This is a genomic window from Pseudomonas sp. B19125, assembly GCF_044218855.1.
In the GTDB taxonomy this organism is placed as follows: Bacteria; Pseudomonadota; Gammaproteobacteria; order Pseudomonadales; family Pseudomonadaceae; genus Aquipseudomonas; species Aquipseudomonas edaphica.
Map to the genome: position 1 here is coordinate 3,800,384 of NZ_CP162589.1, position 22,343 is coordinate 3,822,726.

A 22,343-nucleotide genomic window follows, 5' to 3' on the forward strand; every position below is an offset into this window, starting at 1 on the left:
TTGGCCTCGGCTGGGCTGCTCTATCGCAAGAGTGGCAGGCATAACCGTTATTGGGGTGATGGCGCAACTCTACGCCGCGGTTACCCCAATACCAGTTATGCACCTCGCCCAACCGCCCACCAGCGCGGCAACAACTGCCGCACACGGGCCTCGCCAAAGCGGTCATCGATCAACATCACCACGCCTTGGTCCTGCTGGCTGCGGATCACCCGTCCCGCCGCCTGTACGACCTTCTGGATACCCGGATACAAATAGGTGTAGTCATAGCCCGCGCCGAAAATCGCGCCCATGCGCGCTTTCATTTGCTCGTTGACCGGGTTCAGTTGCGGCAAGCCCAGTGTGGCGATAAAAGCGCCGATCAAGCGCGTGCCGGGCAAATCGATGCCTTCGCCAAACGCGCCGCCCAGCACGGCAAAGCCAATGCCCCGGCTGTGCTGGGTGAACTGGTCCAGAAACCCTTGGCGTTCGGCTTCGGCCATGCCGCGTGACTGCAGCCACAGCACAATCTGCGGGTGCCGCTCGGCCATCAACTGCGCCACTTGTTGCAGGTAATCAAAACTTGAGAAAAACGCCAGGTAGTTGCCCGGTTGCGTGGCAAATTGCTCGGCAATCAGCTCGACAATCGGCGCCAAGGAGGCTTGGCGATGCACAAAACGCGTGGAGATCGCATCGACGATGCGCACCTGCAGTTGCTCGGCCTGGAACGGTGATTCCACATCGACCCACGCAGTATCGGCAGGCAGTCCGAGCAAGTCGGCGTAATAGTGGCGCGGGCTCAGGGTGGCGGAGAACAGCACGCTGCTGCGGGCGGCGGTCAGCCTGGGGCGGATGAACTCGGCGGGCACCACGTTGCGCAGGCACAGGGTCGAGGCGCTGCGCTTGCCGAACTGGCGCTGGCTGATATCGAAGATGAAGTGTTCATTGAACAGCTCTGCCACCTTGGCAAACTGCAACGCCTCGAAATAGAAGGTTTGCAGGTCGCCGCTGAGGGCCAAGGGGTGGTCGTTGAAGTAATCGCCCATGGCGCTGGTGCACAGGCTTAAGGCCTGCAGCAGCTTGTCGGGTTTGCTGGCGTAGGCCTGGTACGGTGCGACTTGGTCCTTGTGCACGGCGTTCCATTCGCGGTTCAGGCGCTGCAACGGTTTTTTCAACGGCTCAGGGGCGCTGTCGCGCAGGGTCTTGAGGCTGTACTGATCAAGGCTGGCGCTGTACATCGAGCGGGCGCGCTCCACCAGGTTGTGGGCTTCGTCCACCAGCACGGCGGCGCGCCATTGGTTCAACTGGGCCAGGCCGAACAGCATGGCGCCGAAGTCGAAATAGTAGTTGTAGTCGGCGACCACCAGGTCGGCCCAGCGCGCCATTTCCTGGCTCAGGTAATACGGGCAGACGTCATGGGCCAACGCCACCTCGCGCAGGTTGCGCTGGTCCAACAGGCGCACCTTGGACGCCGCCACGCGTGCCGCCGGCAAGCGATCATAAAAGCCCTTGGCCAACGGGCAGGAATCACCGTGACAGGCTTTGTCCAGGTGCTCGCAGGCCTTGTCACGCGCCACCAGTTCGAGCACGCGCAGCGGCAAATCGGGGCTGCTGGTGTAGAGCACGTGCGCGGCGTCGAGGGCCAACTTGCGCCCGGGTGTCTTGGCGGTCAGGAAAAACACCTTGTCCAGTTGCTGCGGCGCCAGCGCCTTGAGCAGCGGGAAGATCGTGCCGACGGTCTTGCCAATGCCGGTAGGCGCCTGGGCCATCAGGCAGCGGCCGGTGCTGACGGCCTTGTAGACCGACTCGGCCAACGCACGCTGGCCGGTGCGAAACTGCGCATGGGGAAACGCCAGCGCCCGCGCGGCGTCGTTGCGCGCCTCGCGGTGCTGCATTTCCTGGCGTGCCCAGCCGAGGAACAGCGCACATTGCTGGTTAAAGAACTGCTCAAGGTCGGCCGCTTGAAAGCGCTGGTTCAGCAAGGTTTCACCTTCGCCAACAATATCGAAGTACACCAACGCCAGGTCGATTTCCTGCAGGCCGAGTTTGTGGCACATCAGCCAGCCGTACACCTTGACCTGCGCCCAATGCAATTGGCGATGGTTGGCGGGTTGCGCGTCGAGGTCGCCGCGATAGGTTTTGACTTCTTCCAGGCGATTGCTGTCCGGGTCGTAGCCGTCTGCCCTGCCCCGCACTTTGAGCTGCTGGTATTCGCCTTCCAGGGCTACTTCATTCTGGTAATGGGCACTGCGTCGTGAGGCCACCGTGCGATGGCCGATAATGCCTTCCTGGGCGCTGGGCGACGGCGTAAAGCGCAGGTCCAGGTCGCCGACCTTGGCCGTGAACTCGCACAGCGCGCGCACCGCAACGCTGTAGCTCAAGCGGTTTGCGCCCAGCGCACATAACAGACAGTCACCGGCATCTGGTATTCGCCGCAGAACTCCAGCCAGCGCAGTTGGTTGTCCTGCAGTCGGTCACCAGGGCCTTTGACTTCGATCATGCGGTAGGTCTTTTGCGCCGGCCAGAACTGGATCAGGTCCGGCATGCCGGCGCGGTTGGCGCGGATATCCAGCAGCAGGCGTTCAAACCAGTAACGCAGGTGTTCGGCCGGCAGGCACGTCAGGGCTTGCTCCAGCAGCTCTTCGCTGAGCAGGTTCCAGAACACGAACGGCGACTGGATGCCCCATTTGTCCACGTAGCGCTGGCGGATGGTGGTTTTGTAACGCTCATCCGTAAGCTGTTCGAAGCACGCGGCGAACAACACAGCCCGACTTTGATGAAAGTCTTCGCTGTGCAGGTCCACCGGCCCACGCTGGAACGGGTGGAAAAACGAACCCGGCAGCGGCGCGAAAATCGCCTCCCAGCACAACAGCCCGAACAGCGAATTGATCAGCCCGTTTTCGACGTAATGCACCGGCGCATCGGGCGCGCTCAGGTGCGCCTGCACGCAGGATTCCACCGACATCAGCGGCGCCTGCACCAGCGCCAGGTCCAGGCGCGTGACTTCACGTGGCTTGACCTTGGGCAGCGCCGGTTCACCGAGCTTGCGCCGCAGGCGTGGCAGCACGCGCAGCAGGTGCTGCTGTTCGGCAGCGCTTTGCGGTGCTTGCTGCGCCGCGCACGCCAGGGCCATGGCTTGAGCGTAATCCTCCTGGCGTTCGAGCACGCGAATCAACCGCGAGCGCGCGCCGGGATAGGTGCAATCACGGTAGATCTGCGCCGCCAATTCCAGCTCGGCACTGCGTTCGCAATAGTGGCCGATCTGGAACAGTAACTTGGCCCGACGTTTTTCCAGCCACGGGTTATCCGTGGCAAGCAGCACGATCTGCGCCAGTACCTCGTCCAACGCCTGGCCGGCTTCGAAGGCCTGCTGGCATTGGTGCAGATACAGAAAACCGTGCACATCGTCACGGCTGCGCAGGCCACGGGACTCGGCGCAGAACTCGACTTTTTCGTAGGTGTAGATGCCCAGGTCAGCCAGCACGAACTCCGACCAGTCCTGGTGCAGGTTGCCGAAGAACATCAGCCGCAGGCGGTCGCACAGGTCCATCACGGTGAGGCTGTAGAGCGTGTCGCTAAGTTCGGGGCACCACTGGGCAAAGCTGCGTGACTCAGTGAACTGCGCCGCCAGCCCTTCCAGCCAGTCGGCCTTCTTGCCTTTGGGCTGGTCAATCCACGGCGCGAAGGCGGCGAGGATTTCGCCTTTTTGCAGCAGTGCGAACAATTCATCAAAACCCAGTTGGCCCTGCTGATCCACCCAGCCCTGCTGCACCAGTGCAAGCGCCGCCGCGTGAGTGCAGCCAATTTCGAGGTAATTGAGTTTGCTCGCACGAAAATGCGCGCCCTTGCGCATCACCATGCGCACCAATAACGCCTGGGACGGCTGCGGTAACCTGTCAAATTGCTGAATAAACTGCATTTCATCCGGGTCGAGTAAATCGGCATAACGCTGCCCCAGCCACAGCAGGACTTGGCGGAAGTTATGCAGGTAATACAAGGGATCGTCGAGGGGATTGGCCATGTCGCGCACTGATCAAATACTGGTTATGCATACAGAGTGCCGCCAGCGGCGGGCTGTTGCAATCAGTAATAGATAAATGGCCCACGCAACTTTTTGTATAAAAGTGATCAGATAGGACAGTTGATGGCGTAACATTTGTGGCCCGAAGCCTTAGGCGCGGGACTTTTCAGGGTTAAAGGTAAGGGTAATGAACATGAAGAATTTGGGTCTGCCGCTGGTTGCACTCACTTTTCTGCTAATGGCCGGTTGCTCCACGCAAACCGTAGTGACATTGCAAAATGGCACGCAGTATTTGACCAAGGACACCCCCAAGACCAAGACAGCCGATGGGTTCTATGAATTCACCGACATCGCCGGCAAGCACATCCGCATCAAGGCTGATGACGTTGCGACGGTACGCAGCGAAAAGTGAAAGCAATCGCCTGAACATAAAAAGCCCCGCAATGCGGGGCTTTTTGTTTGATGATCGTTCCCACGCTCCGCGTGGAAATACAGCCCAGGACGCTCCGCGTCCCAAAGCGTGACGCAGAGCATGGGAACGATCAGTACCGGTAGTACGGGTGGTAATACGGGTGATAGTAGGGATGGTAGTAATACGAGTGGTAGTACGGCCGGTAGCAGCATGGGCCAGGATAGGCCGGGTACACCGCGCACCCGCCCAAGCCCAGTAGCACCAAGGCGCACAGCAGCAATCGAAGTCGGGACATGTTCGGTTCCTCACATGACGCGCGAAACAGCTCGCGGGTAGTGATTAAACGCGTGAGGCCTGCCGGCCCCGTCGCAGCGTTGCGCCGCTGGTCGGTGAAGATTTATTTACCGAAGGATTTTCGCCAACCCGGCGTTCAACCGATAAGCCGCCTTCATCTTCGAAGGCGGTAGAACGGAGAAAGACGGCCATGGCACTCATGTCCCGGACGGTACGCGCGCTGTTACTCATCCCCCTGAGCCTGGCGGCGCTGGCCAGCGCGCCGGCGTTTGCCGATACCATCATCATTCGTCAGCCGCCGCGGGTCATCGTGGTTGCTCCCCCGCCGCCGCCGGTTTATTACGGGCATTGGGGTTACGCCCCACGGCCTTATTACTACCCACATCATGTTTACAGCTATGGCTACGGCTACCCCCACCGGCCGTATTGGGGCGGTGGCTGGCGGGGGCAACACTGGCACTGATCAGCCGATGCTGACGCCATCCGCCCACAGGCCGCCGTGCCCGACGCCGACCAGGGTCACCGAGTCGGCGCCAAAGGTCAGCACCGTGTCTGCGCCGACCACTTTGGCATGGTCGCGCAGGTCGGTGCTGCCCTCCACATTCTGGAACACCAGCTTGTCCGTGGTTTGGTAGCCAATCACCCGATCATTGCCAAAATGGCCGCTGAACAGGAAGGTGTTATGCCCGCTGTTGTCGCGGATTGTGTCATTGCCTTTGCCACCTTCGATAAAGTCTGCGCCCTTGCCGCCCTGGATCAGGTCATTGCCGTGGCTGCCGATAATGAAGGTGTTGCCCTTGTGCGGTTCGGCATTGCGGTTAAGGTCCTGCACCCAGGTGGTAGCCCGCGCCGGGTCAGACAGGTTGGCGACAATCACTGTGGAGTCGCGGGTCATCTGGTCGTAGAAGCCGGACTCGAGGATGCGCGTCATGCCGTCGCCATAACCGGTGGGCAAATGTGAGACCCAGGTCGGCAGGTTGACGATCGAAAACGGCAGGATATTCCACAACGTCGAGGCGTAGTGGTCGTTGAAGCTGACGATATTGTCGGTGGTCGACTCGTGGGGTTTGTCGTGCACGCCCAGGGACGACAGGTTGAAGGATGAGCCGTCGAGCGCGCGGAACACCGGGTCGTTTTCGTAGCCGATATTGAGCACTTTATCGCCCGCGCTCTGGGTCGGTGAGGCATAGGCCACGTAGTTGGCGTCCTTGTAGAACCCCGACCATTTGTTGTTGCTTAAATCTGCCATGCTGTTGACCGCCAGCCCGCCCAGGCTGTGGCCGCTGACGACCACGTCCTTGCCGCTCAGGCCATGGGCGCCGGCATAGTCGGCGACATTCTTGAGCAAGCCGCCAAAGGCTTCGCCCGCATAGTTCTTTGCATAATCCTTGGGGCCGAAGGCCGCCAGCAGGTCGCTGATTACGTCGCCGATGGAGTCTGTGATCAAGCTTTCCCGTGGCCCCGACGTGCCGCGGAAGCCGATGCCGATTTCGAGCAGTTTGCCGGCGTCATCGTACTTGCCCAGCACCTCGACCTGGGCGGTGGTGTAACCGGCTTTTTCGCCAAAGAAGGTGCCGCGCGCATCGACCTTGCCGCCATAGCCCAGGTCACTGGCGCTTATAGGCGTCCAGCCGGCTTTTTGCACCGCATCAAGCGCGGCCTTTTCCGAGTCGGGGTTCCAGGGAATCCCCGGGATCACCCCTTGCGAATTAGTACTGCCCAGCAACGCCCCCACCAGCGTGGCCGGCAAGCCAAGCCCCAGGCCGTTGTGCTGGTAACCCACGGCAAAGCCGTTGTCCAGGTTGTGGTAGGAATACAGCGTGATCGCCATGGCATCGGCGAACAGTGTTTTGGAGCCCTCGGTGCCGAGGTTTTTATAGTCAAAGATACCCATGGTAGTGCCTCTCTGTTGTTGGATTTGTAGAGAAAGCGAAAACACGTGTGGCCCTCGTGGTGAGTGAGCCTATGTGGGAGCTGGCTTGCCTGCGATAACCTCACCTCGGTACAACTGACCGACCGAGGTGTCTGCATCGCGGGCAAGCCCGGCTCCCACATAAGCCCAAACCCATACAAGGTGTGAAGCCTTTTAGAACGCCCAGTCGAGGCTCAACCCCACCCCGTGGACCTTGTCCTTGCTGGCCAACAGGCCGTTGTAATCAAAATTGACCCGCGCATCCTTGCTCAGCGCCAGGCTGACCCGCGCACCGACCAACGCGGCGTCGCGCACCATCGGCGCACTTTCCACTGCGAACGCAGGGCCGCCCGAGGCGAACGCCAGGTGCTGCTCGGAATCGGTGCTGCTCAGGTTGTGCTGCCAGCCCAGGGTGCCGGACACTTCCAGTTGCTGGTGATCGTTCACGTTAAAGGTCTTCAAGGCGCGCACGCCCAGGGTGCTCAGCACCACATCGCGGGTGTCGTCATGGCCTTTGAGCGCGGCGGCGTCACCCTTTTCGGTGAACCCATCAGTGTCCAGATGCACATAGGCCAGGTTGGCGAATGGCTCCAGGGCCAGCGGTTGCAGGTTGACGCGGTAAGCCGCCTCACCAAACACCTGGGTGCTGCTCGCGTCCACTTTGACCTTCTGCTTGCCGGCCACATCACCGTATTGCAGGTCACGCTTCACATCGGCGCGATGCCAGCTGTAGGTCGCCCCACCGCTCAGGCGCAAGGCACCGATTTCATGCCCGGCATAGGCACCGAAGTGGTAGCTGTCGACCGAGGCACGGGAATGGGTGTCGTTGCCCATGTTCAAGGAGGTGTCACTGTAGCCAGCGACCAAACCGATACGCGTCGAGTCATCCAGTGCGCCATCCACACCGGCGAGCATGCCGCCCAGCGACGTGGTGTAGCCCGCGGTGTCGCTGCGGCTGTCGGTCTTGCCCCACGCGCCCAAGGCCTTGACCCACACGTTGCCACGGCTGTCGATGGTTTCGCTGCTGGCGCCCATCTCGCCATTGCGCAGGCGTTCGCCAACGGCTTCGCGCACGTAACGGCTGTCGTTGATTAACGCACTTTGCAGCGCCGGGTAGATTTCGCCGGAGAGCTGCTGGAACGCGCCTTGGGCCGAGGCCGCATTGGGCGCCAGCAACAGGCTTTCATACACCGCATTGCCGGCGCCCAATTGGTCCGCCGCCGCCGCGACCGCACGCTGGTTCGGCGTGACCGCCACACTGGCGAAGCTGTTGGTGCGTGCCACGTCCAGTTGCACGCCGTTGGCGGCATAGTTCAGCGTGCCGCCGATAAACAGGTAATTCGGCAGCACCGCGCCGAAGCTGCCGGTAATACCGCCTGCGGCTTGCAGGATGTTGTACTGGCGGCCAATCAGGCTTTGCGCCTGTGCGTTGGTTAGCAGCGTCGGGCTGTTCTCCAGGGCCAGGGTCACGGTACCGCCATTGAGCGTGGCGGTGCCGCCGGCCACAATGCGGTCGCTGCTGGTGGGCGACAGCTCAACCGCGTAGGTCGAACCCGCATCAAAGGTGACATTGCCTGCCACATTCAAGGTGCCGATGGAGTTGCCCGGCGCCACGGTGCCGCCGCTTTTGGCAGTCAGCGAGCCGATACGGCCCGAGCCACCGAGCACGCCGGCCTGGCTGACGGTAACGTCGGAAGTGACCGAGCCATTAATCGCCAGCAAGCCCTGGTTGACCAGGGTCGGCCCGCTGTAGGTGTTGGTGCCGCTCAGCACCAACGTACCGATGCCTTGCTTGGTCAGGCCGCCATGGCCGGAAATGTCATTGCTCCACACATCCAGGCCGCAATGCACGTCGGTGCACAGACGCTGGGTCGGTTTACCGGCATCCACCACCGCACCAATGCCTGGCAGGTCGGCGACAAACTGGCTGCTGCCATAGGCGCCATCGATACGGAACTCAGCAGGAATATCCTCAGCGGTCACGAACATCCCTGGCCCGTTGACTGCTTTGCCCAGGTTGATCATGCCCCAGCCATACAGCGCGTCGATGCCCGGCGCGCCAAGGTCGGTGGCGGTGGTTTTGAGCACGGTGGCGACCTGCTCGCCGCTCATGTACGGGAAGCGCTCCATCAGCACCGCCGCTGCGCCGGCCACATGGGGCGCAGCCATGGAGGTGCCGTTTTTGTTGGCCCAGTCGGTGGTCAGGTTGCTCAGGTCGGTGCCGTTGATGATCGAACTGAAGATTTTGGTACCGGGTGCCGACACACAGAAGCTCGCCGCATAACCGCAACGTGACGAGAAGGTGCTGATCACATACGGGTTGGCACTCGCGGTGTCCGGGTTTTGCTGCAAGGCGGCTACCGACAGCCAGTTCGGTGCAATTTCCGGCACAAAGTACGCAAGACCCGACATCGCGTCCGGGTTGTTGCGGTTGTAGTCGTTACCGGCGGCAAAGATGGTCAGCACGCCGCTGCGGGCCGCATCGATTGCGCCTTGGTAGGCGCCGCCGGCAAGCGTGCCGAGGATCGGCCGGATGTTGTTGAACTGCGCCTGGGCTTCATTGACCGTGAAGTTGGGGTACGCCGGATCGCGGCCGCCCTTGGCGTATTGATCGCCAATGCCGATGCCCCAGCTGTTGTTGATGATGCGTGCGCCGCTGGCCACCAGCCCATCCCAACCGGCCTTGTACACCGCGCCGTCGTTGCCGAGGATGATCCCGTCTTCCGGGCCTGGGTCGCCGTTTTCGGCGCTGAGGATCTGCGCATTGAACGCCACGCCATGCATCGGCCCGCCGTCACGGTTACCGGCGGCAATCCCGCCGACGTGGGTGCCGTGGTTACCCAGCTTGCCGTTGGAGTCCTTGGACGGCGTGCCGTCATAGCGGAACGCATCGCCGGCCTTCACCGGGATATACGGGTCGGTGTATTGGCGGATGCCCTCGGTGACAATCGTCACCACCTTGTTGGGGCTGGCGAACTCCGGGTGCTGCGCATACACCGGCTGGTCAAAGATGCCCAGCTTGACGCCTTTGCCGGTGTAGCCGGCGGCATACGCAGTGTCTGAATGGATGGCGCCCAGCCCCCAATCGGCCTTGAACTCGTTGCTGCGCCAACTGGCGGCATCGCCCAGTTTGCCGGTTTCCACATAGGGTGCGGCCTGGGCAGTCCCCAGACTTGCCAGGCAGCACAGCAGCGCGCCGTATGGCACGCAGCTCAAAGCCTTGAGCGGGTAGCCCGGGCCTGTGTGAGTGGCGGTATTTAACCCTGGTTTGCGTTTGTTCACGGTGACCTTCCTTAGTTTTCTTATTGCACTTTTTTGGAAATCCAACCTGATCGTTCCCACGCTCCGCGTGGGAATGCAGCCCAGGACGCTCTGCGTCCAAAGCGTGACGCAGAGCGTCACAAGAGGCATTCCCACGCAAAGCGTGGGAACGATCATCGCTGCGGCGTGTTTAGAACTGCCAGTTAAGGCTCAGCCCCACGCCTTGGGTTTTCGCACGCCCACCCAACTGGCCGTTGTAATCCAGGTTGACCCGCGTGGCCTTGCTCAGCGCCAGGCTGGCCTGCACACCGACCAGCGCGGCATCGCGCAGCAACGGCGAACTGCGCACGGCAAAGGACGGCCCGCCGGCGACAAACGCCAAGTGTTCTTCGGATTCAACCGCCGTCAGGCTGTGCTGCCAGCCCAGCGAACCGGACAGTTCCAGCTGCTGATGGTCATTCAGAGGCAGGGTTTTCAAGGCCCGCACACCGAGGGTGCTGAGCACCGCATCGCGCCGATCGCTACCACGTTCCAGCGCCGCCGCAGCGCCTTTTTCATGAAAGGAATCACTGTCCAGGTGCACATAGGCCAGGTTGGCGAACGGCTCCAGCGCCAGCGGTTGCAGGTGAATGCGGTAGGCAGCTTCAGTGAACAACTGCGCCGTGCGCGCATCCAGCTTGGTCTTTTGCTTGCCGCTGACTTCGCCGTACTGCAGGTCACGCTTTACGTCGCCGCGATGCCAGCTGTAGGCACCACCCACGCTGACGCGCCAGTCGCCCAGTTCACGCCCGGCATACGCGCCGAAGTGGTAACTGTCGATGGACGCCGACGAGTGCGTGCCACTGCCCATGTTCAGCGAACTGTCGCTGTAGCCGGCAACCACACCCACGCGGGTCTGTTCATCCAGCGCGCCGTCCACACCGGCGAGCAAACCGCCAATCGAGGTGGTCGAGCCTGCCGTTTCGCTGCGGCTGTCGGTCTTGCCCCAGGCGCCAAGGGCCTTGAGCCACAGGTTGCTTTCGCCGTTCACCGGCACATGGCGCAGGCGTTCACCTACAGCGTCACGCAGTTGCAGGCTGTCGTTGATCAGCATCGCGCCAATCGCCGGGTAGATCTCACCCGACAGTTGCTGCAAGCCCTGGCGGGCCGTGACCACCGAGTCCGACTGCAACAGGCTTTCATACACCGGGTTGCCGGCGCCCAACTGCTCGGCCGCCGCCGCGACACTGCGCTGGTTGCGCGTGGCGGCAACGCTGGCGAACGCCGCGTTGTTGCGCCCCACGTCCAACTGCACGCCGTTGGCGGCGTAATCGAGGGTGCCGCCGAGGAACAGGTAGTTCGGCAGCACCTGGCCAAACTGGCCCTGAATGCCACCCGCCGCCTGGAGGATGGTGTATTGGCGGCCGATCAGGCTTTGCACTTGGCTCTGGCTGAGCAGTGTGGGGCTGTTTTCCAGCGCCAGGGTCACGGTGCCGCCGCCCAGCACGGCTTTGCCGCCTGCGACGATGCGGTCGCTGCTGGTGGGCGTGAGTTCCACCGCATAGGTGGAGCCTGCGCCCAGGTTCACATCACCGGCTACCTGCAAGGTGCCTACGGAATTACCCGGTGCCACGGTGCCGCCGCTGTTGACGCTCAAGGCGCCGATGCGCCCGGAACCGCCGAGGGTGCCGCTGTTGTTGACGGTCACCGCCGAGGTCAGCGAACCGTTGACTGCCAGCAGGCCGCCATTGACGCTGGTGGCACCGCGATACGTGCTGTCGCCGCTGAGCACCAGGCTGCCGGCGCCGGATTTGATCAGGCTGCCTTCATACACGCGGTTGGCTGCGGCCTGATCACGGGCAGTGCCAACGGCGTAATCGGTCTGGTCCTGCTGGCTGGCATTCGCGCCCACGCCGTTCTGCCAGCCCTTGTCGATCAGGGTTTGCTGCCAGGCACTGTGCTCGGCGCGGTCTTCGGCCTGGCGCTGAACCAAGGCCTGGTCGGAGATGCCGTTGCTCCACACATCGCCCTGCCCGGCCGCCAAGTTGACGTTCATTGCGCCGAGCAATTGCCCCGGGCCATGCATCGCTCGGCCAAGGTCCGGCACGCCCCAGCCGACGATGGTATTCGGTGCTTGAGTGACAGAGCCGTCGAGTTGCGTGGCAGTGGTCAACAGTACCTGCAACGCCTGCTCATTGGTCATGTACGGGTAGCGCTCCATCACCAGCGCCAGCGCGCCGGTGGCATGCGGTGCCGACATCGAGGTGCCGGACTTGACCCCATAACCGCCATCGGGAATGGTGCTGTTGATCAGCGCGCCAGGCGTAGAGATGCACCAGTATTTGGCGATTCCGCACTTGTTGTATTTCTGGTTATTGGCTTTATCCAGGCCGGACACCGCCAGCCAGTGGCCTTCCAGTTCCGGCTGGAAATACGGCAAGGCCGAGCGCACGCTGGCATTCGCATACCCGCTGTTGCCGGCGCTGAACACGTTGATCACCCCGGCCTTGGCCACATCCGCCGCGGCATCCAGCCAGGTGCCCTGGTTGTAATGCTGCGCATAGGCGGCGTGCAGGTCGCCGAGGGTCTGGTAACTGACATCCTTGGGCTGGCTGCCCCAGCTGTTGTTGATGGCGCGCACGCCGGAATCCACCAGCGCGGTGTACACCGCCTTGAAATACTTGGGGTCCGGGGTCGGGCCAAACAGGAAGCTGTCGTTGGCGTTGGTGTTGCCCACGTAGATTTGCGCGTTGTAGGCCACACCGTGCATGCCCACGCCATCACGGGCTGCGCCCATGGTGCCGGTGACATGGGTGCCGTGGGAATCATTGTTGGGGTTGAGTGCGCCGGTGGTGCTGAACGGCTTGCCATCGACGTAGGTGCCGCTGGCGGTGACAGCGTGGTAGCGGTCTTTGGAAGCTTCAGGGTGGTTGGGGTCAAAACCCGAATCCAGCGCGCCGACTTTGACCCCGCTGCCGGTGATACCGGCCGCATAGGCTTCATCCGCCTTCATGCGCCCCAGGCCCCAGTCGCTCTGGAATTCGGCGGAGCGCCAACTGGCGGGGTTTCCCGCTTGGCCGTTTTCGGTATAGGCCGCCTGTGCCGCAACGGACAACAGGAGTAACGAGCCTGCGGTAAACGGTTTGAAACGTGGTGAATGGGTAATCATCTAACCCCTCCTTATTCTTCTTATGGATGCTCATTTCACCGGGCCGAAAGCCTCATCGACTTTCGCCAGGTCGGTGTCGCGCAAGTTGCCCGCGTAGTAGTGCAATTTGGTCCAGGCCATCAGGTAGTCGTAACGCGCCTGCGCCAGGTCGCGACGGGTGCTGTACAGCTGCTGCTCGGCGTTCAGTGCGTCGAGGTTGACCCGCTCGCCACCGAGGATGCTTTGCTTGGTCGACACCACCAGCGCTTCGGCCGAGGTCAGTGCCTTTTGGTACGCACGCAATTTGCTCACCCCCGACAGGCACGCACTGAACTGGCGGCGCAGTTCGATCAGGGTTTCGCGGGTCTTGCCTTCCAGCTCGTACTCGGCCTGTTCCATGCCGCGGCTGGCCTGGCGAGTGGAGGCGGAGATCCCGCCACCGGCGTACAGCGGCAGGCTGACTTCGACACCGATGGTGTTGGTGTCGTAGCGCTGGTTGTAGGTGTTGCCGCTGTCGGACTCCTGTTTGCGCGAGCTGGCATACGCGGTGATCTTGGGCAAATGCCCGGCGCGGTTGCGCTCCACTTCATAACGCGCCACTTCCACGGCCTGGCGCTGGGACGCCAGCGTGGGGTTATTGCTCAGCGCCAGTTCATGCCAGGTGTCGTAGTTGGCCGGGGTCAGGGTGAAGGCAGCAAAGCTCTGGTTCAGCGGCGCCAGGTCGTGGATGTCGACGCTTTGCACGCCGATCAACGCCCCCAGTTCGCGCAACGACGCGTCCTGCTCGTCCAGCGCCTGGATCTCTTCGGCGGTGGCCAGCTCATAGCGCGACTCGGCTTCGAGAATGTCGGTGCGCGTGCCTTCGCCCTGCTGGAACAGGTGCTGGTTCTGCTGGAACTGCTGCTCGTAGGCCTTTTTCTTGGCGCGGGCGATGTCGATCTGGTCCTGGGCAAACAGCGCCTGGGTGTAATAGCTCAGCACCCGCACCAGCAACGCCTGGCTCTTGTCGCGAAAGCTTTCATCGGCGAACAGCGCCTGGGCCACGCCCTTGCGATAGTTGGCATAGGCTTCGTAGTCGAACAACGGCTGTTGCAAGCTGAAGGTCGAGCCATAGCTGTTGTAGTTGCGGTCGTCGCGATAACTGCCGCCGCGCCCGTCCGGCAGGTGCGCCTCGGAGTTGTTGCGGCCCTTGTTGTAGTTGTACGACAGCCGCGGCAGCAGCCCGGCACGGCCAATGGTGCGGTTCTCCAGGCCCGCGTCGCGCTCCTTGATGGCGCCCAGAAACACCGGATCGTTACGCAATGCCTGCTCGTACACATCAAACGGCCCCATGGCTGCCTGGGAAACGCCGCACACCAACATCAACGAAATGAACACAACGCGCATGCTCATTCCTCAGTCAACGCAGAACCGGCGCGATCGAGCAGCGGTTTGAACAGGTAATTGAGCAGCGAGCGTTCGCCGGTACGCACAAACATCTCGGCGGGCATGCCCGGCTTGATCACCAGACCGTGGAGTTTTTCCAATGCAGCCTCGCTGACCGTGGTGCGCAGCACGTAGTAAGGCTGGCCGGTCTTTTCATCGAGCATCTGGTCGGCCGAGATCAGGCTGACTTCGCCCGGCACGCGTGGTGTGCGGCTTTGGTTGAAGGCAGTGAAGAGGATATCGACCGGCAGGTGGGTGCCCACTTTATCGACCAGATGCACCGGCAGTCGCCCTTCCACTTCCAGGCGCGTGCCCTGGGGCACGATCTCCAGCAGGGTTTCACCGGCGCGCACCACGGCGCCTTCGGTGTGCACGCTGAGGTTGACCGCAATGCCATCGGCTGGCGCATTGATCTCGCTGTGCTGCAAATCAAAGCCCGCCGAGGTCAGTTGCTGCTCCAGGGTCAGGCTGCGCAGTTGCGCGTCGGCCAGTTGGCTGCGCACCTCTTTTTGATATTCCTCACTGTGCTGCTGCAATTTGAGGCGTGATTCGAGAATGCCCTGCTCCACGCGGCCACTTTCGCCAGTGTTTTGCGCCAGGTCCTGTTGCACCTGGGACAGTTGGCGCTGGTAGTCCAGCAAGCGGTTGCGCGGGATATAGCCGTTGTCGGCCAGGGGTTGCAGGTTGGCCAGTTGGTCGCGCAGGGATTGCGCCTGGGCAGACAGGTCGGTACGGGCGCGGCGCATGCCGCTCAGTTGCGAGGTGGCACCGTCGATGTTGGCGCGAATACCGGCTTGTTCACGGGCAAAGGCTTCACGGCGGCTGCTGAACAGCTGGCGTTGGCCTTCCAGCACCAGGGCCAGGGCCGGGTCGGGGTTGGCGCTCAGCTCAGCGGGAAAGGTAATCGCCGCTTGGTTGTCACGCTCGCTCTGCCAGCGTGCCACGCTGGCCCAGGCCATGCGGTACTGGGCTTGCAGCGACTGCACGTCGGCCTGGTTCTGGGTCTGGTCGAGGCGAAACAGCGGCTGGCCCTGTTTGACCAACTCGCCCTCCTTCACCAGGATCCGGCTGACCACCCCAGGGCTGAAGGTTTGCACGGCCTTGCGCTTGCCCGAGACCACCACCGTGCCTTGCACCGGGATGCCCTGGTCCAAGGGCGCGAGGCTGGCCCAAAGGAAAAAACCACCGGCGCCGACAATCGTCAACCACCAGCCCATCTTTACGAAAAAACCGGCATCACGTTCTTTAAAGCGGGGCTCTACAGTAAGGCTGCTCATGCGCCTGGATTCCTTCCGGTCTGGTACTGACGGCTAAGGCTCACACCGGCCTTTTCCCGTGGCGCTTCCTGCTGTTGCTGGCCCGACAACGCGCGCAGCACTTCCTGGCTGGGGCCGAAGGCCTGCAATTGGCCTTCACTGAGCACCAGCAACTTGTCGGCCTGGGCCAACGCCGAGGAGCGGTGGGTGACCAGCACCACGCTGCTGCCCTGGGCTTTCATCTGCACGATGGCACTGGCCAAGGCGGCCTCGCCCACGGTGTCGAGGTTGGAGTTGGGTTCATCCAGCACGATCAAACGCGGCGCGCCATACAGCGCACGCGCCAGGGCCACCCGCTGCTTCTGGCCGCCGGAGAGGCCGCCACCGTTGTCGCCCAACACGGTGTCGTAGCCTTGCGGCAGACGCAGGATCAACTCATGCACACCGGCCTGTTGCGCGGCTTTCACCACCCGCTCCGGGTCGGCTTCACAAAAGCGCGCAATGTTGTCGGCGATGCTGCCGCTGAACAGTTCGATGTCCTGGGGCAAGTAGCCGATATGCGGGCCGAGGTCGTCGCGGTTCCAGCGATGGATATCCGCGCCGTCCAGGCGCACGGTGCCGGCCAGGGTTGGCCACACGCCAACCAGCACACGGGCCAGGGTCGATTTGCCCGAACCCGAAGCACCGAGCACGCCCAGCACTTCACCGGCGCCGAGGTTGAAACTGACCTGTTGCAAGGTCGCCACACGCCGCCCCGGCGGGCCGGCGCTGACGTGCTCGAAACTCACCTGGCCCTTGGGCGCCGGCAACGCCATTTGCTCGGCTTCGGGTGGGAATTCACGCAGCAGGTCGTCAAGGCGTTGGTAAGCCAGCTTGGCCGAACTCCACTGCTTCCACACCGCAATCAATTGGTCGATAGGGCTGAGTACACGGCCCATCAGGATGGACCCGGCGATCATCATCCCGGCGGTCATCTCGCCCTTGATCACCAGAAAGGCGCCCAGGCCCAGCACCAAGGATTGCAGGCACAGGCGCAGGGATTTGCTCAGCGAGGTAATCACCGAGCCGGTGTCGCTGGCCCGGTTCTGAAACCCGAGGAACTGCGAATGCACCGCGAACCAGCGTTTACGCAACGCGCCGAGCATGCCCATGGCCTGGATGGTCTCGGCGTTGTGCAGGTGGCTGGTAGCCAGCTGGGTTGATTGTTGGGAAAAAACACCCGCCTCGCCCAGTGGTTTTTTGGTCAGGTATTCATTCAGGCACGCCAGCGCGATCAACAACACAGCGCCCGCCGTGGCCAACACGCCCAGCCACACGTTGAACAGGAAAATCACAAACAGGTAGATGGGAAACCACGGCGCATCGAAGAACGCGAACAACGCAGGCCCGGTGATGAATTGGCGAATCACGGTCAAATCGCCCAGCGATTGCCCGGCATGCCCCTGCCCGCGTTGCAGGTTGCGTTCAAACGCGGCTTTGTACACGCGCAAGTTGAAGCGCCGCTCCAACTGGCTGCCGATGCGAATCACGACAAAACTGCGCAGTACTTCCAGCGTGCCGATGAAGACAAAGAAACCCACGACCATCAGCGTCAACATCACCAGGGTGGTTTCATTCTGGGAGGACAACACACGGTCGTACACTTGCAGCATGTAAATCGACGGCACCAGCATCAACAGGTTAATCAAGGCGGTAAAGCAGCCGATGCTGATCAAAATACCCTTGTATTCACCCAGCGCCCTAAATAAGGGCGCAACCACATTGGACTTCGCCATAGTGTCTGTTCTTCCCCGAAGCCAATGACGCGCAATAGTTGCCCGTGACCTGAAGTGGGCGGCCAACTATTAAACTCTTGTTATAAGCTTATAACTTTTTAATTAAGGTGTTCGTTGCAGCACAACTTCCGGTATTGAAGGCGTGCGCCCTTTGTATTCACCGTCTTTCTCGCGATTCAAATGAATAATCCCGCTGCCCTCTGCATTAAAAAGCCAGATACCGTCCGGGGTCGGCGACCAAGTCAGGGGCTTTTCCCTCAGCCATAGCTCGGCGCAGGCGACATCACCGGCCACGGCGTTGGGCTCATCCAACAGGTCGAGTGCACACACCTGGTCCTGTTGCTGCAATTGCCAATGGCCGGCCAATTGCGCGGTGGTGGGTAAAACCAGACTGCTCGCCATGACGTGGGCTCCTGCCGAAACGAACAACACCTGTGAAGCACAGGCGATCAAATGGGAAAAACGCGGCATCTGCTGCTCCATCCTGAGAGCGCGGCGCCGGGGCGCCGCGCGCTTTACATCAGGCTACGATGTCGCTGGAGACTGCCTGGCCGACGGTGGTGACGAGGAAGTCCGCCACGCCGTGCCCGGAGAAGTCCACCGCCAAGGTGCCCAGGTTGGTACCCGAGGCATAGCTCAGTACAGCATCGCCGGCATGCCCGGTGAATGCATTGACGAAGCTCAAGCCTGCACCTTTGGTGATGCCGGACAGGTCGATCTTGTCCGAACCGGAGGTGAAGTCAAAGATCTTGTCCGCCGCACCCGGCTTGGAGTCGGAACTGGCACCGTACACGAAGGTGTCATTGCCGGCGCCGCCCCATAGTTGGTCGGCACCGCCACCGCCGTAGATGATGTCGTTGCCGGCACCGCCTTTGATGATGTTGGCGGCGTTGTTGCCGATGATCAGGTCATTGCCCGAACCGCCGAACGCGTTCTCGATGGTAACGCCCTTGGCGATGGACACGTTGCCCACCAGGCCGCCAACATCGGAGAACGAGGCCTCATTGAGGTTGATCTTCTGGTTTTGGGTGAAACCGGAGAAGTCCAGGGTGTCGTTGCCGCCACCGTCCCATACCGAGAACACCAGCTTGTCGGCATTGGACGTGGCGCTGAGGAAGTCACGCCCGGTGTTGGAGTTGAAACCGTAGGTGGTGTCGCCGGCGCGGGTGGCGTAGTTGGCGCCGTAGAGCTTCTGGATCGCGGCAATGTCGTCGATCAGCGGGCCGGACGAATAGGCTTCGACCCCGCCTTTACTGAAGTTCTGGTTGGTGTTGCTCTCGCTCCAGTAACTCATGACGCTGTAGCCACGCGTGTCCTGTCCATAGTCCGCGTCTTTGTACGAAGGGTTGCCGGTCCCGGCGTTGTAGTCGCCAGGGTGATCCAGGCCCAGGGTGTGCCCGATTTCGTGGGTCAGGGTCTGCCGGCCATAGTTGTTCAGGTCCGGGGTCTTGTTCGGTGTGTAACTGTTGTTGGTCAGGTACCAGGAAGTACCGTCCAGCCCGCTCTCGTTGTACTTGGCATTGGTGCCAGGCAGGTAAGCGAAGGCCGCTGCGCCATCCTGGCCGCTGCTGTAGTTGCCAAAGGTCATGTGGAAGTCACCGCCCGAGGATTTCTCGGTGAAGGTGACGTTGGCCACATCCGCCCAGGATTGCATGGCCAATGCGGCCTGTGCTTTCTGCTGGGTGTTGAACTGGCTGAACCCGGAGATGCCATGTTTGTTCATGGTGGCCGAGGAAGCCGAGGTCAGGAAGGTGTAGGTGAGGTCGATCTTGCCGTTGCCATCAATGTCCCGATACGCAGCATTCTCGCGCAACAGGTGGTCGGCGGCCTGGTCCACTGTGAACGAGGGCTTTCCATTGACCGTGAGGTTACCGCCACGGTCATACAGATGGCTGAAGCTATCGATTTGCGAGTAAGCAGTGCTGGCTTGCGCGGCAGATACAATAGCTTTGTCTTTTACTTTTGACATAAACGTACTTCCTTGTTTGCAAGTGCATCAGTCTTTGTTCGATAGGAACCTCGCGGGCGAGGATCGTCCTATCACTCGCCTCTTTTGAAGGCGTATCGAAACTGACACAACTTGAAATCTTTCGTCTACAAATATTTCCGCAACAAAAATGTGACCTAGATTCAACTTAAGGAAGTCGCACACAGCGTTTGCTGGGGGTAATTGCGCTAGCGCCGCAAATCGCCGCCGACTGTTATTTAAATATTAAATAGCGGTAAAGCCGCTCTTGCTGAGCGGCCCTATCTAATAATGGATCCAATATATTGACACGGTGTCATAGTTCAATATTAAAGAGCCACCACCCGCACTATTAAAGTGCGTGCCCCCCATTACCGGGACAGACTCCAGCCGCACTTGTTTAACGCGCCGATTAATACTTCGTCGGCAAGTCCGGGTACCGTGATGCCGTCTTCCGTCGTCATGTCCTCGCCCGCCAGGATCGCGTTGATAATCGCCTCCTCCACCGCCTCTGCGGCGGCACTGAACAAGGGCGAAATATGGTCGTTGTTGACCATGCGCAATACGCTGCTGAGTGCCAGGTCCTTGCGCCCGTAATCGGCCGGTGGCAGGCCGTGATTGCCGGTGGCGAAGGCCAGGAACAGGTCGCCACTGGAATCCTCGGTGCCGCCACCGGTGCGCGCGATACCGATGGAGGCGCGTTGCGCCAGGCGCTGGCATTGATGGGGCAGCAACGGCGCGTCGGTGGCGATGATCACCACGATCGAACCCATGCCCGGCGTGCCGCGCTCGGCGAAGGGTGATGGAATGTCCATCAACTGGCGCCCGACCGGGTAGCCATCCACGCGCAGCTCCTGGCGCTTGCCATGGTTGGCCTGCACCAGCACGCCGACGGTCCAACCGCCCTGCTCCTCTGGCACACGCCGGGATGCCGTGCCGATGCCGCCCTTGAACTCATGGCAGATCATGCCGGTGCCGCCGCCGACGGCGCCCTCTTGCACCGGGCCGCCCTCGGCCGCGTCCAGCGCCTGGCGCACATGTTCAGGCTTGACGTGCTGGCCCCAGATATCGTTGAGCAGGCCGTCGTAGGTTTCCATCACCACCGGCATGCACCAGTACACCGCCGGGTCCGCCAGGCGCTCGCGCTCCAGGGCAATCAGGCTGTCACGCACAATCCCGATGCTGTGGGTGTTGGTGATAGCGATGGGTGTGGTCAGCAGCCCCGCTTCGCTGATCCACTCAAGGCCGGTGGCGTCGCCATTGCCGTTGAGCACGTGGTAGCCGGCGAAACACGGTTGCTGTCGCGCCTCCCCGGCGCGCGGCTGGATCACGCTGACGCCGGTGCGCACCTGCTTGCCGTCGATGCTGGTCTTGAGCGTGGCGTGCCCCACCCGGACACCGGGAACATCGGTGATGGCATTCAATTTGCCGGGCGTGCCCAGCCCCAACGTAATGCCCAGTTGACGTGCTCGCATACCCACTCCTTACAATTTCTGAAACGCCGGACTCGTCCGGCCAGTGATGCAATACAAAATCACCGACAAGGCCAGCAAGCCGATGATGATCATGATGTCGCGCACCGACGCCGCGGCGATCAGGGTCACCAGCAGGTAACCGGCGCCCAGTACCGCCAGCACTGCCGGCAGCGGCCATAACGGCATGCGATAAGGGTGCTCGCGATCACGCAGCAGCACCCGGCTCATCAGCGCGCTCAACGCCACCACCAGGTACACCAGGATGATCAGCAATACACTGAAGGACGTCAGGTCCGCCAGGTTCGAGCTGAAACTCAACAGCGCCGAAGGCACCGCCAGGAACAGCGTTGCCAGCCATGGGGAATCCCAGCGCGGGTGAATACGCGTGAACAGCGCGTTGATGCGCGGCGTCCACAGGGCATCGCGGCCGCTGCTGAACACCACTCGACCAATCTGGATGACGATAGCGACAATCGCGTTGAACACCGACAGGAAGATCCCGGCACTGACCAGGCGTGACAGGGTTTCATTGCCGTGGCTGGTCAGCAGATAGCCAATCGGGTCAGGGCTGCTGATCATCGCGCTCAGCGACGGCGCGCCGATCAGCAGTGCCGTGATCGGCACCAGCTCGATCACCACCACCAACCCCAGCGACCACAGCACCGCTTTGTGCACGCCTTTGCCACCGCACTTCATGTCTTCGGCCAGCAATACCGCAGGACCATACCCATTGAACGAGAACAGGCCGATGCCGACGGCGCCAATCACCAATGCCCAGGGCGCCAGGTGCAGCACGCCGTTTTCGACGATCTGCGGCTGGAACAGCACGCTGGCGGGCTGCACGGGATTACCAAAGCCGATAAACACGATCACCAGCAACGCCGCCACTTCCAACAGCAGGCAGGTGCCGGTAATCCAGGCATTGAGCTTGATATTGAGGATGCCCAGGGCGTAGCTGCACACCACGATCACCAGGGCGACGGTTTGCGAGTCGAATTTTGTGCCCAGGGCGTTATTCAGGTACGTCGCGGCCCCTGTGGCCAAGACCGGCGGGATAAACAACAGCATCACCAGCACCGTCAGAAACGTCGCATAACCGGCCATGCCGCCAAACACTCGCTTGGCATACACATATTCACCACCGGCGCTGTTATGGGCGCGACCGAGTTCGGCGTAACAGAAGGCGAACATCAGCGCGAGCAAGGCCGCCATCACAAACGCCATGAACACACCACTGCCCGCCTGCTGGATGGCAAACGGCGCAATCACGAATACGGAGCTGGCCGGCGTGACCGCCGAAACCGTGATGGCCACCACATCGAAAACACTCAGCGTTGGCTTGAGCACGCCGTCTGGCGCGGGGGAAGCACTCATATCGTTATCCTCTGTCGTTATTTTTGGTAGGAGGCAGAAACGAAAAAAGTCGGGCGGTTGCGAGATATG

General features: G+C 61.6%; 15 protein-coding genes. 2 read left to right on the forward strand and 13 right to left on the reverse strand.

Features of this window, described 5'->3' with window-relative positions:
• Positions 1 to 95 precede the first annotated feature (95 nt).
• Together AB4P96_RS17250 and AB4P96_RS17255 are read right to left on the reverse strand one after the other, a co-directional pair.
• Positions 96 to 2,357: an ATP-dependent DNA helicase gene (locus AB4P96_RS17250; protein ID WP_395599852.1), complete on the reverse strand. Its 2,262-nt coding sequence runs from the start codon at positions 2,355 to 2,357 to the stop codon at positions 96 to 98.
• Entirely contained in the window at positions 2,354 to 3,997 is a 1,644-nt protein-coding gene (locus AB4P96_RS17255) for a VRR-NUC domain-containing protein (protein WP_395599853.1), read from the reverse strand. Before AB4P96_RS17255 ends, AB4P96_RS17250 begins: the two co-directional genes overlap by 4 nt.
• A 187-nt stretch (positions 3,998 to 4,184) precedes the next feature.
• Between AB4P96_RS17255 and AB4P96_RS17260 the strand changes: the two genes are divergently transcribed.
• Positions 4,185 to 4,409, forward strand: a complete 225-nt coding sequence (locus tag AB4P96_RS17260; RefSeq protein WP_017135598.1) for a YgdI/YgdR family lipoprotein — start codon at positions 4,185 to 4,187, stop codon at positions 4,407 to 4,409.
• Positions 4,410 to 4,539: 130 nt separating this feature from the next.
• Here the strand turns inward: AB4P96_RS17260 and AB4P96_RS17265 are convergent, their stop codons facing one another.
• Positions 4,540 to 4,704 (reverse strand): hypothetical protein, encoded by a 165-nt coding sequence (locus tag AB4P96_RS17265; RefSeq protein WP_164487936.1) that lies wholly within the window; start codon positions 4,702 to 4,704, stop codon positions 4,540 to 4,542.
• Between the two features lie 189 nt (positions 4,705 to 4,893).
• Between AB4P96_RS17265 and AB4P96_RS17270 the strand changes: the two genes are divergently transcribed.
• Positions 4,894 to 5,166, forward strand: a complete 273-nt coding sequence (locus AB4P96_RS17270; RefSeq protein ID WP_017135597.1) for a hypothetical protein — start codon at positions 4,894 to 4,896, stop codon at positions 5,164 to 5,166.
• Here AB4P96_RS17270 and AB4P96_RS17275 read toward each other — a convergent pair whose 3' ends face one another.
• The 10 genes from AB4P96_RS17275 to AB4P96_RS17320 form a co-directional block, all read right to left on the reverse strand.
• Positions 5,167 to 6,597 (reverse strand): polyurethanase A, encoded by a 1,431-nt coding sequence (locus tag AB4P96_RS17275; RefSeq protein ID WP_017135596.1) that lies wholly within the window; start codon positions 6,595 to 6,597, stop codon positions 5,167 to 5,169.
• 192 nt (positions 6,598 to 6,789) lie between these two features.
• Positions 6,790 to 9,897 (reverse strand): autotransporter domain-containing protein, encoded by a 3,108-nt coding sequence (locus AB4P96_RS17280; RefSeq protein WP_170037154.1) that lies wholly within the window; start codon positions 9,895 to 9,897, stop codon positions 6,790 to 6,792.
• A 169-nt stretch (positions 9,898 to 10,066) separates the two neighbouring features.
• Positions 10,067 to 13,024, reverse strand: coding sequence for an autotransporter domain-containing protein (locus tag AB4P96_RS17285; protein WP_395599854.1), 2,958 nt, complete (start codon positions 13,022 to 13,024; stop codon positions 10,067 to 10,069).
• A gap of 30 nt (positions 13,025 to 13,054) precedes the next feature.
• A complete protein-coding gene (locus AB4P96_RS17290) occupies positions 13,055 to 14,389 on the reverse strand; it encodes a TolC family outer membrane protein (RefSeq protein ID WP_017135593.1) in 1,335 nt (444 codons plus the stop codon).
• 2 nt (positions 14,390 to 14,391) lie between these two features.
• Positions 14,392 to 15,705 (reverse strand): HlyD family type I secretion periplasmic adaptor subunit, encoded by a 1,314-nt coding sequence (locus AB4P96_RS17295; protein WP_017135592.1) that lies wholly within the window; start codon positions 15,703 to 15,705, stop codon positions 14,392 to 14,394.
• On the reverse strand, positions 15,702 to 17,459 hold the full coding sequence (locus AB4P96_RS17300) for a type I secretion system permease/ATPase (protein WP_017135591.1): 1,758 nt from the start codon (positions 17,457 to 17,459) through the stop codon (positions 15,702 to 15,704). The genes AB4P96_RS17295 and AB4P96_RS17300 overlap by 4 nt, the downstream gene beginning before the upstream one ends.
• A gap of 102 nt (positions 17,460 to 17,561) precedes the next feature.
• Positions 17,562 to 17,930, reverse strand: a complete 369-nt coding sequence (locus AB4P96_RS17305) for a protease inhibitor Inh/omp19 family protein (protein WP_026013573.1) — start codon at positions 17,928 to 17,930, stop codon at positions 17,562 to 17,564.
• A 49-nt stretch (positions 17,931 to 17,979) separates the two neighbouring features.
• Complete coding sequence (locus AB4P96_RS17310) at positions 17,980 to 19,428, reverse strand: serralysin family metalloprotease (protein ID WP_099549789.1); 1,449 nt, start codon at positions 19,426 to 19,428, stop codon at positions 17,980 to 17,982.
• A gap of 368 nt (positions 19,429 to 19,796) precedes the next feature.
• The gene (locus tag AB4P96_RS17315; protein WP_099549790.1) at positions 19,797 to 20,900 is read right to left on the reverse strand and encodes a P1 family peptidase; all 1,104 of its coding nucleotides are present in this window, start codon (positions 20,898 to 20,900) and stop codon (positions 19,797 to 19,799) included.
• Between the two features lie 9 nt (positions 20,901 to 20,909).
• On the reverse strand, positions 20,910 to 22,274 hold the full coding sequence (locus tag AB4P96_RS17320; protein WP_017135587.1) for an APC family permease: 1,365 nt from the start codon (positions 22,272 to 22,274) through the stop codon (positions 20,910 to 20,912).
• Positions 22,275 to 22,343: the final 69 nt, after the last annotated feature.

Bases quoted from the DNA above. Each gene is read 5' to 3' on its own strand.
- AB4P96_RS17255 (WP_395599853.1), bottom strand. From the start codon at position 3,997: ATGGCCAATCCCCTCGACGATCCCTTGTATTACCTGCATAACTTCCGC.
- AB4P96_RS17260 (WP_017135598.1), top strand. From the start codon at position 4,185: ATGAACATGAAGAATTTGGGTCTGCCGCTGGTTGCACTCACTTTTCTG.
- AB4P96_RS17265 (WP_164487936.1), bottom strand. From the start codon at position 4,704: ATGTCCCGACTTCGATTGCTGCTGTGCGCCTTGGTGCTACTGGGCTTG.
- AB4P96_RS17270 (WP_017135597.1), top strand. From the start codon at position 4,894: ATGGCACTCATGTCCCGGACGGTACGCGCGCTGTTACTCATCCCCCTG.
- AB4P96_RS17275 (WP_017135596.1), bottom strand. From the start codon at position 6,597: ATGGGTATCTTTGACTATAAAAACCTCGGCACCGAGGGCTCCAAAACA.
- AB4P96_RS17285 (WP_395599854.1), bottom strand. From the start codon at position 13,024: ATGATTACCCATTCACCACGTTTCAAACCGTTTACCGCAGGCTCGTTA.
- AB4P96_RS17290 (WP_017135593.1), bottom strand. From the start codon at position 14,389: ATGCGCGTTGTGTTCATTTCGTTGATGTTGGTGTGCGGCGTTTCCCAG.
- AB4P96_RS17295 (WP_017135592.1), bottom strand. From the start codon at position 15,705: ATGAGCAGCCTTACTGTAGAGCCCCGCTTTAAAGAACGTGATGCCGGT.
- AB4P96_RS17300 (WP_017135591.1), bottom strand. From the start codon at position 17,459: ATGGCGAAGTCCAATGTGGTTGCGCCCTTATTTAGGGCGCTGGGTGAA.
- AB4P96_RS17305 (WP_026013573.1), bottom strand. From the start codon at position 17,930: ATGCCGCGTTTTTCCCATTTGATCGCCTGTGCTTCACAGGTGTTGTTC.
- AB4P96_RS17310 (WP_099549789.1), bottom strand. From the start codon at position 19,428: ATGTCAAAAGTAAAAGACAAAGCTATTGTATCTGCCGCGCAAGCCAGC.
- AB4P96_RS17315 (WP_099549790.1), bottom strand. From the start codon at position 20,900: ATGCGAGCACGTCAACTGGGCATTACGTTGGGGCTGGGCACGCCCGGC.
- AB4P96_RS17320 (WP_017135587.1), bottom strand. From the start codon at position 22,274: ATGAGTGCTTCCCCCGCGCCAGACGGCGTGCTCAAGCCAACGCTGAGT.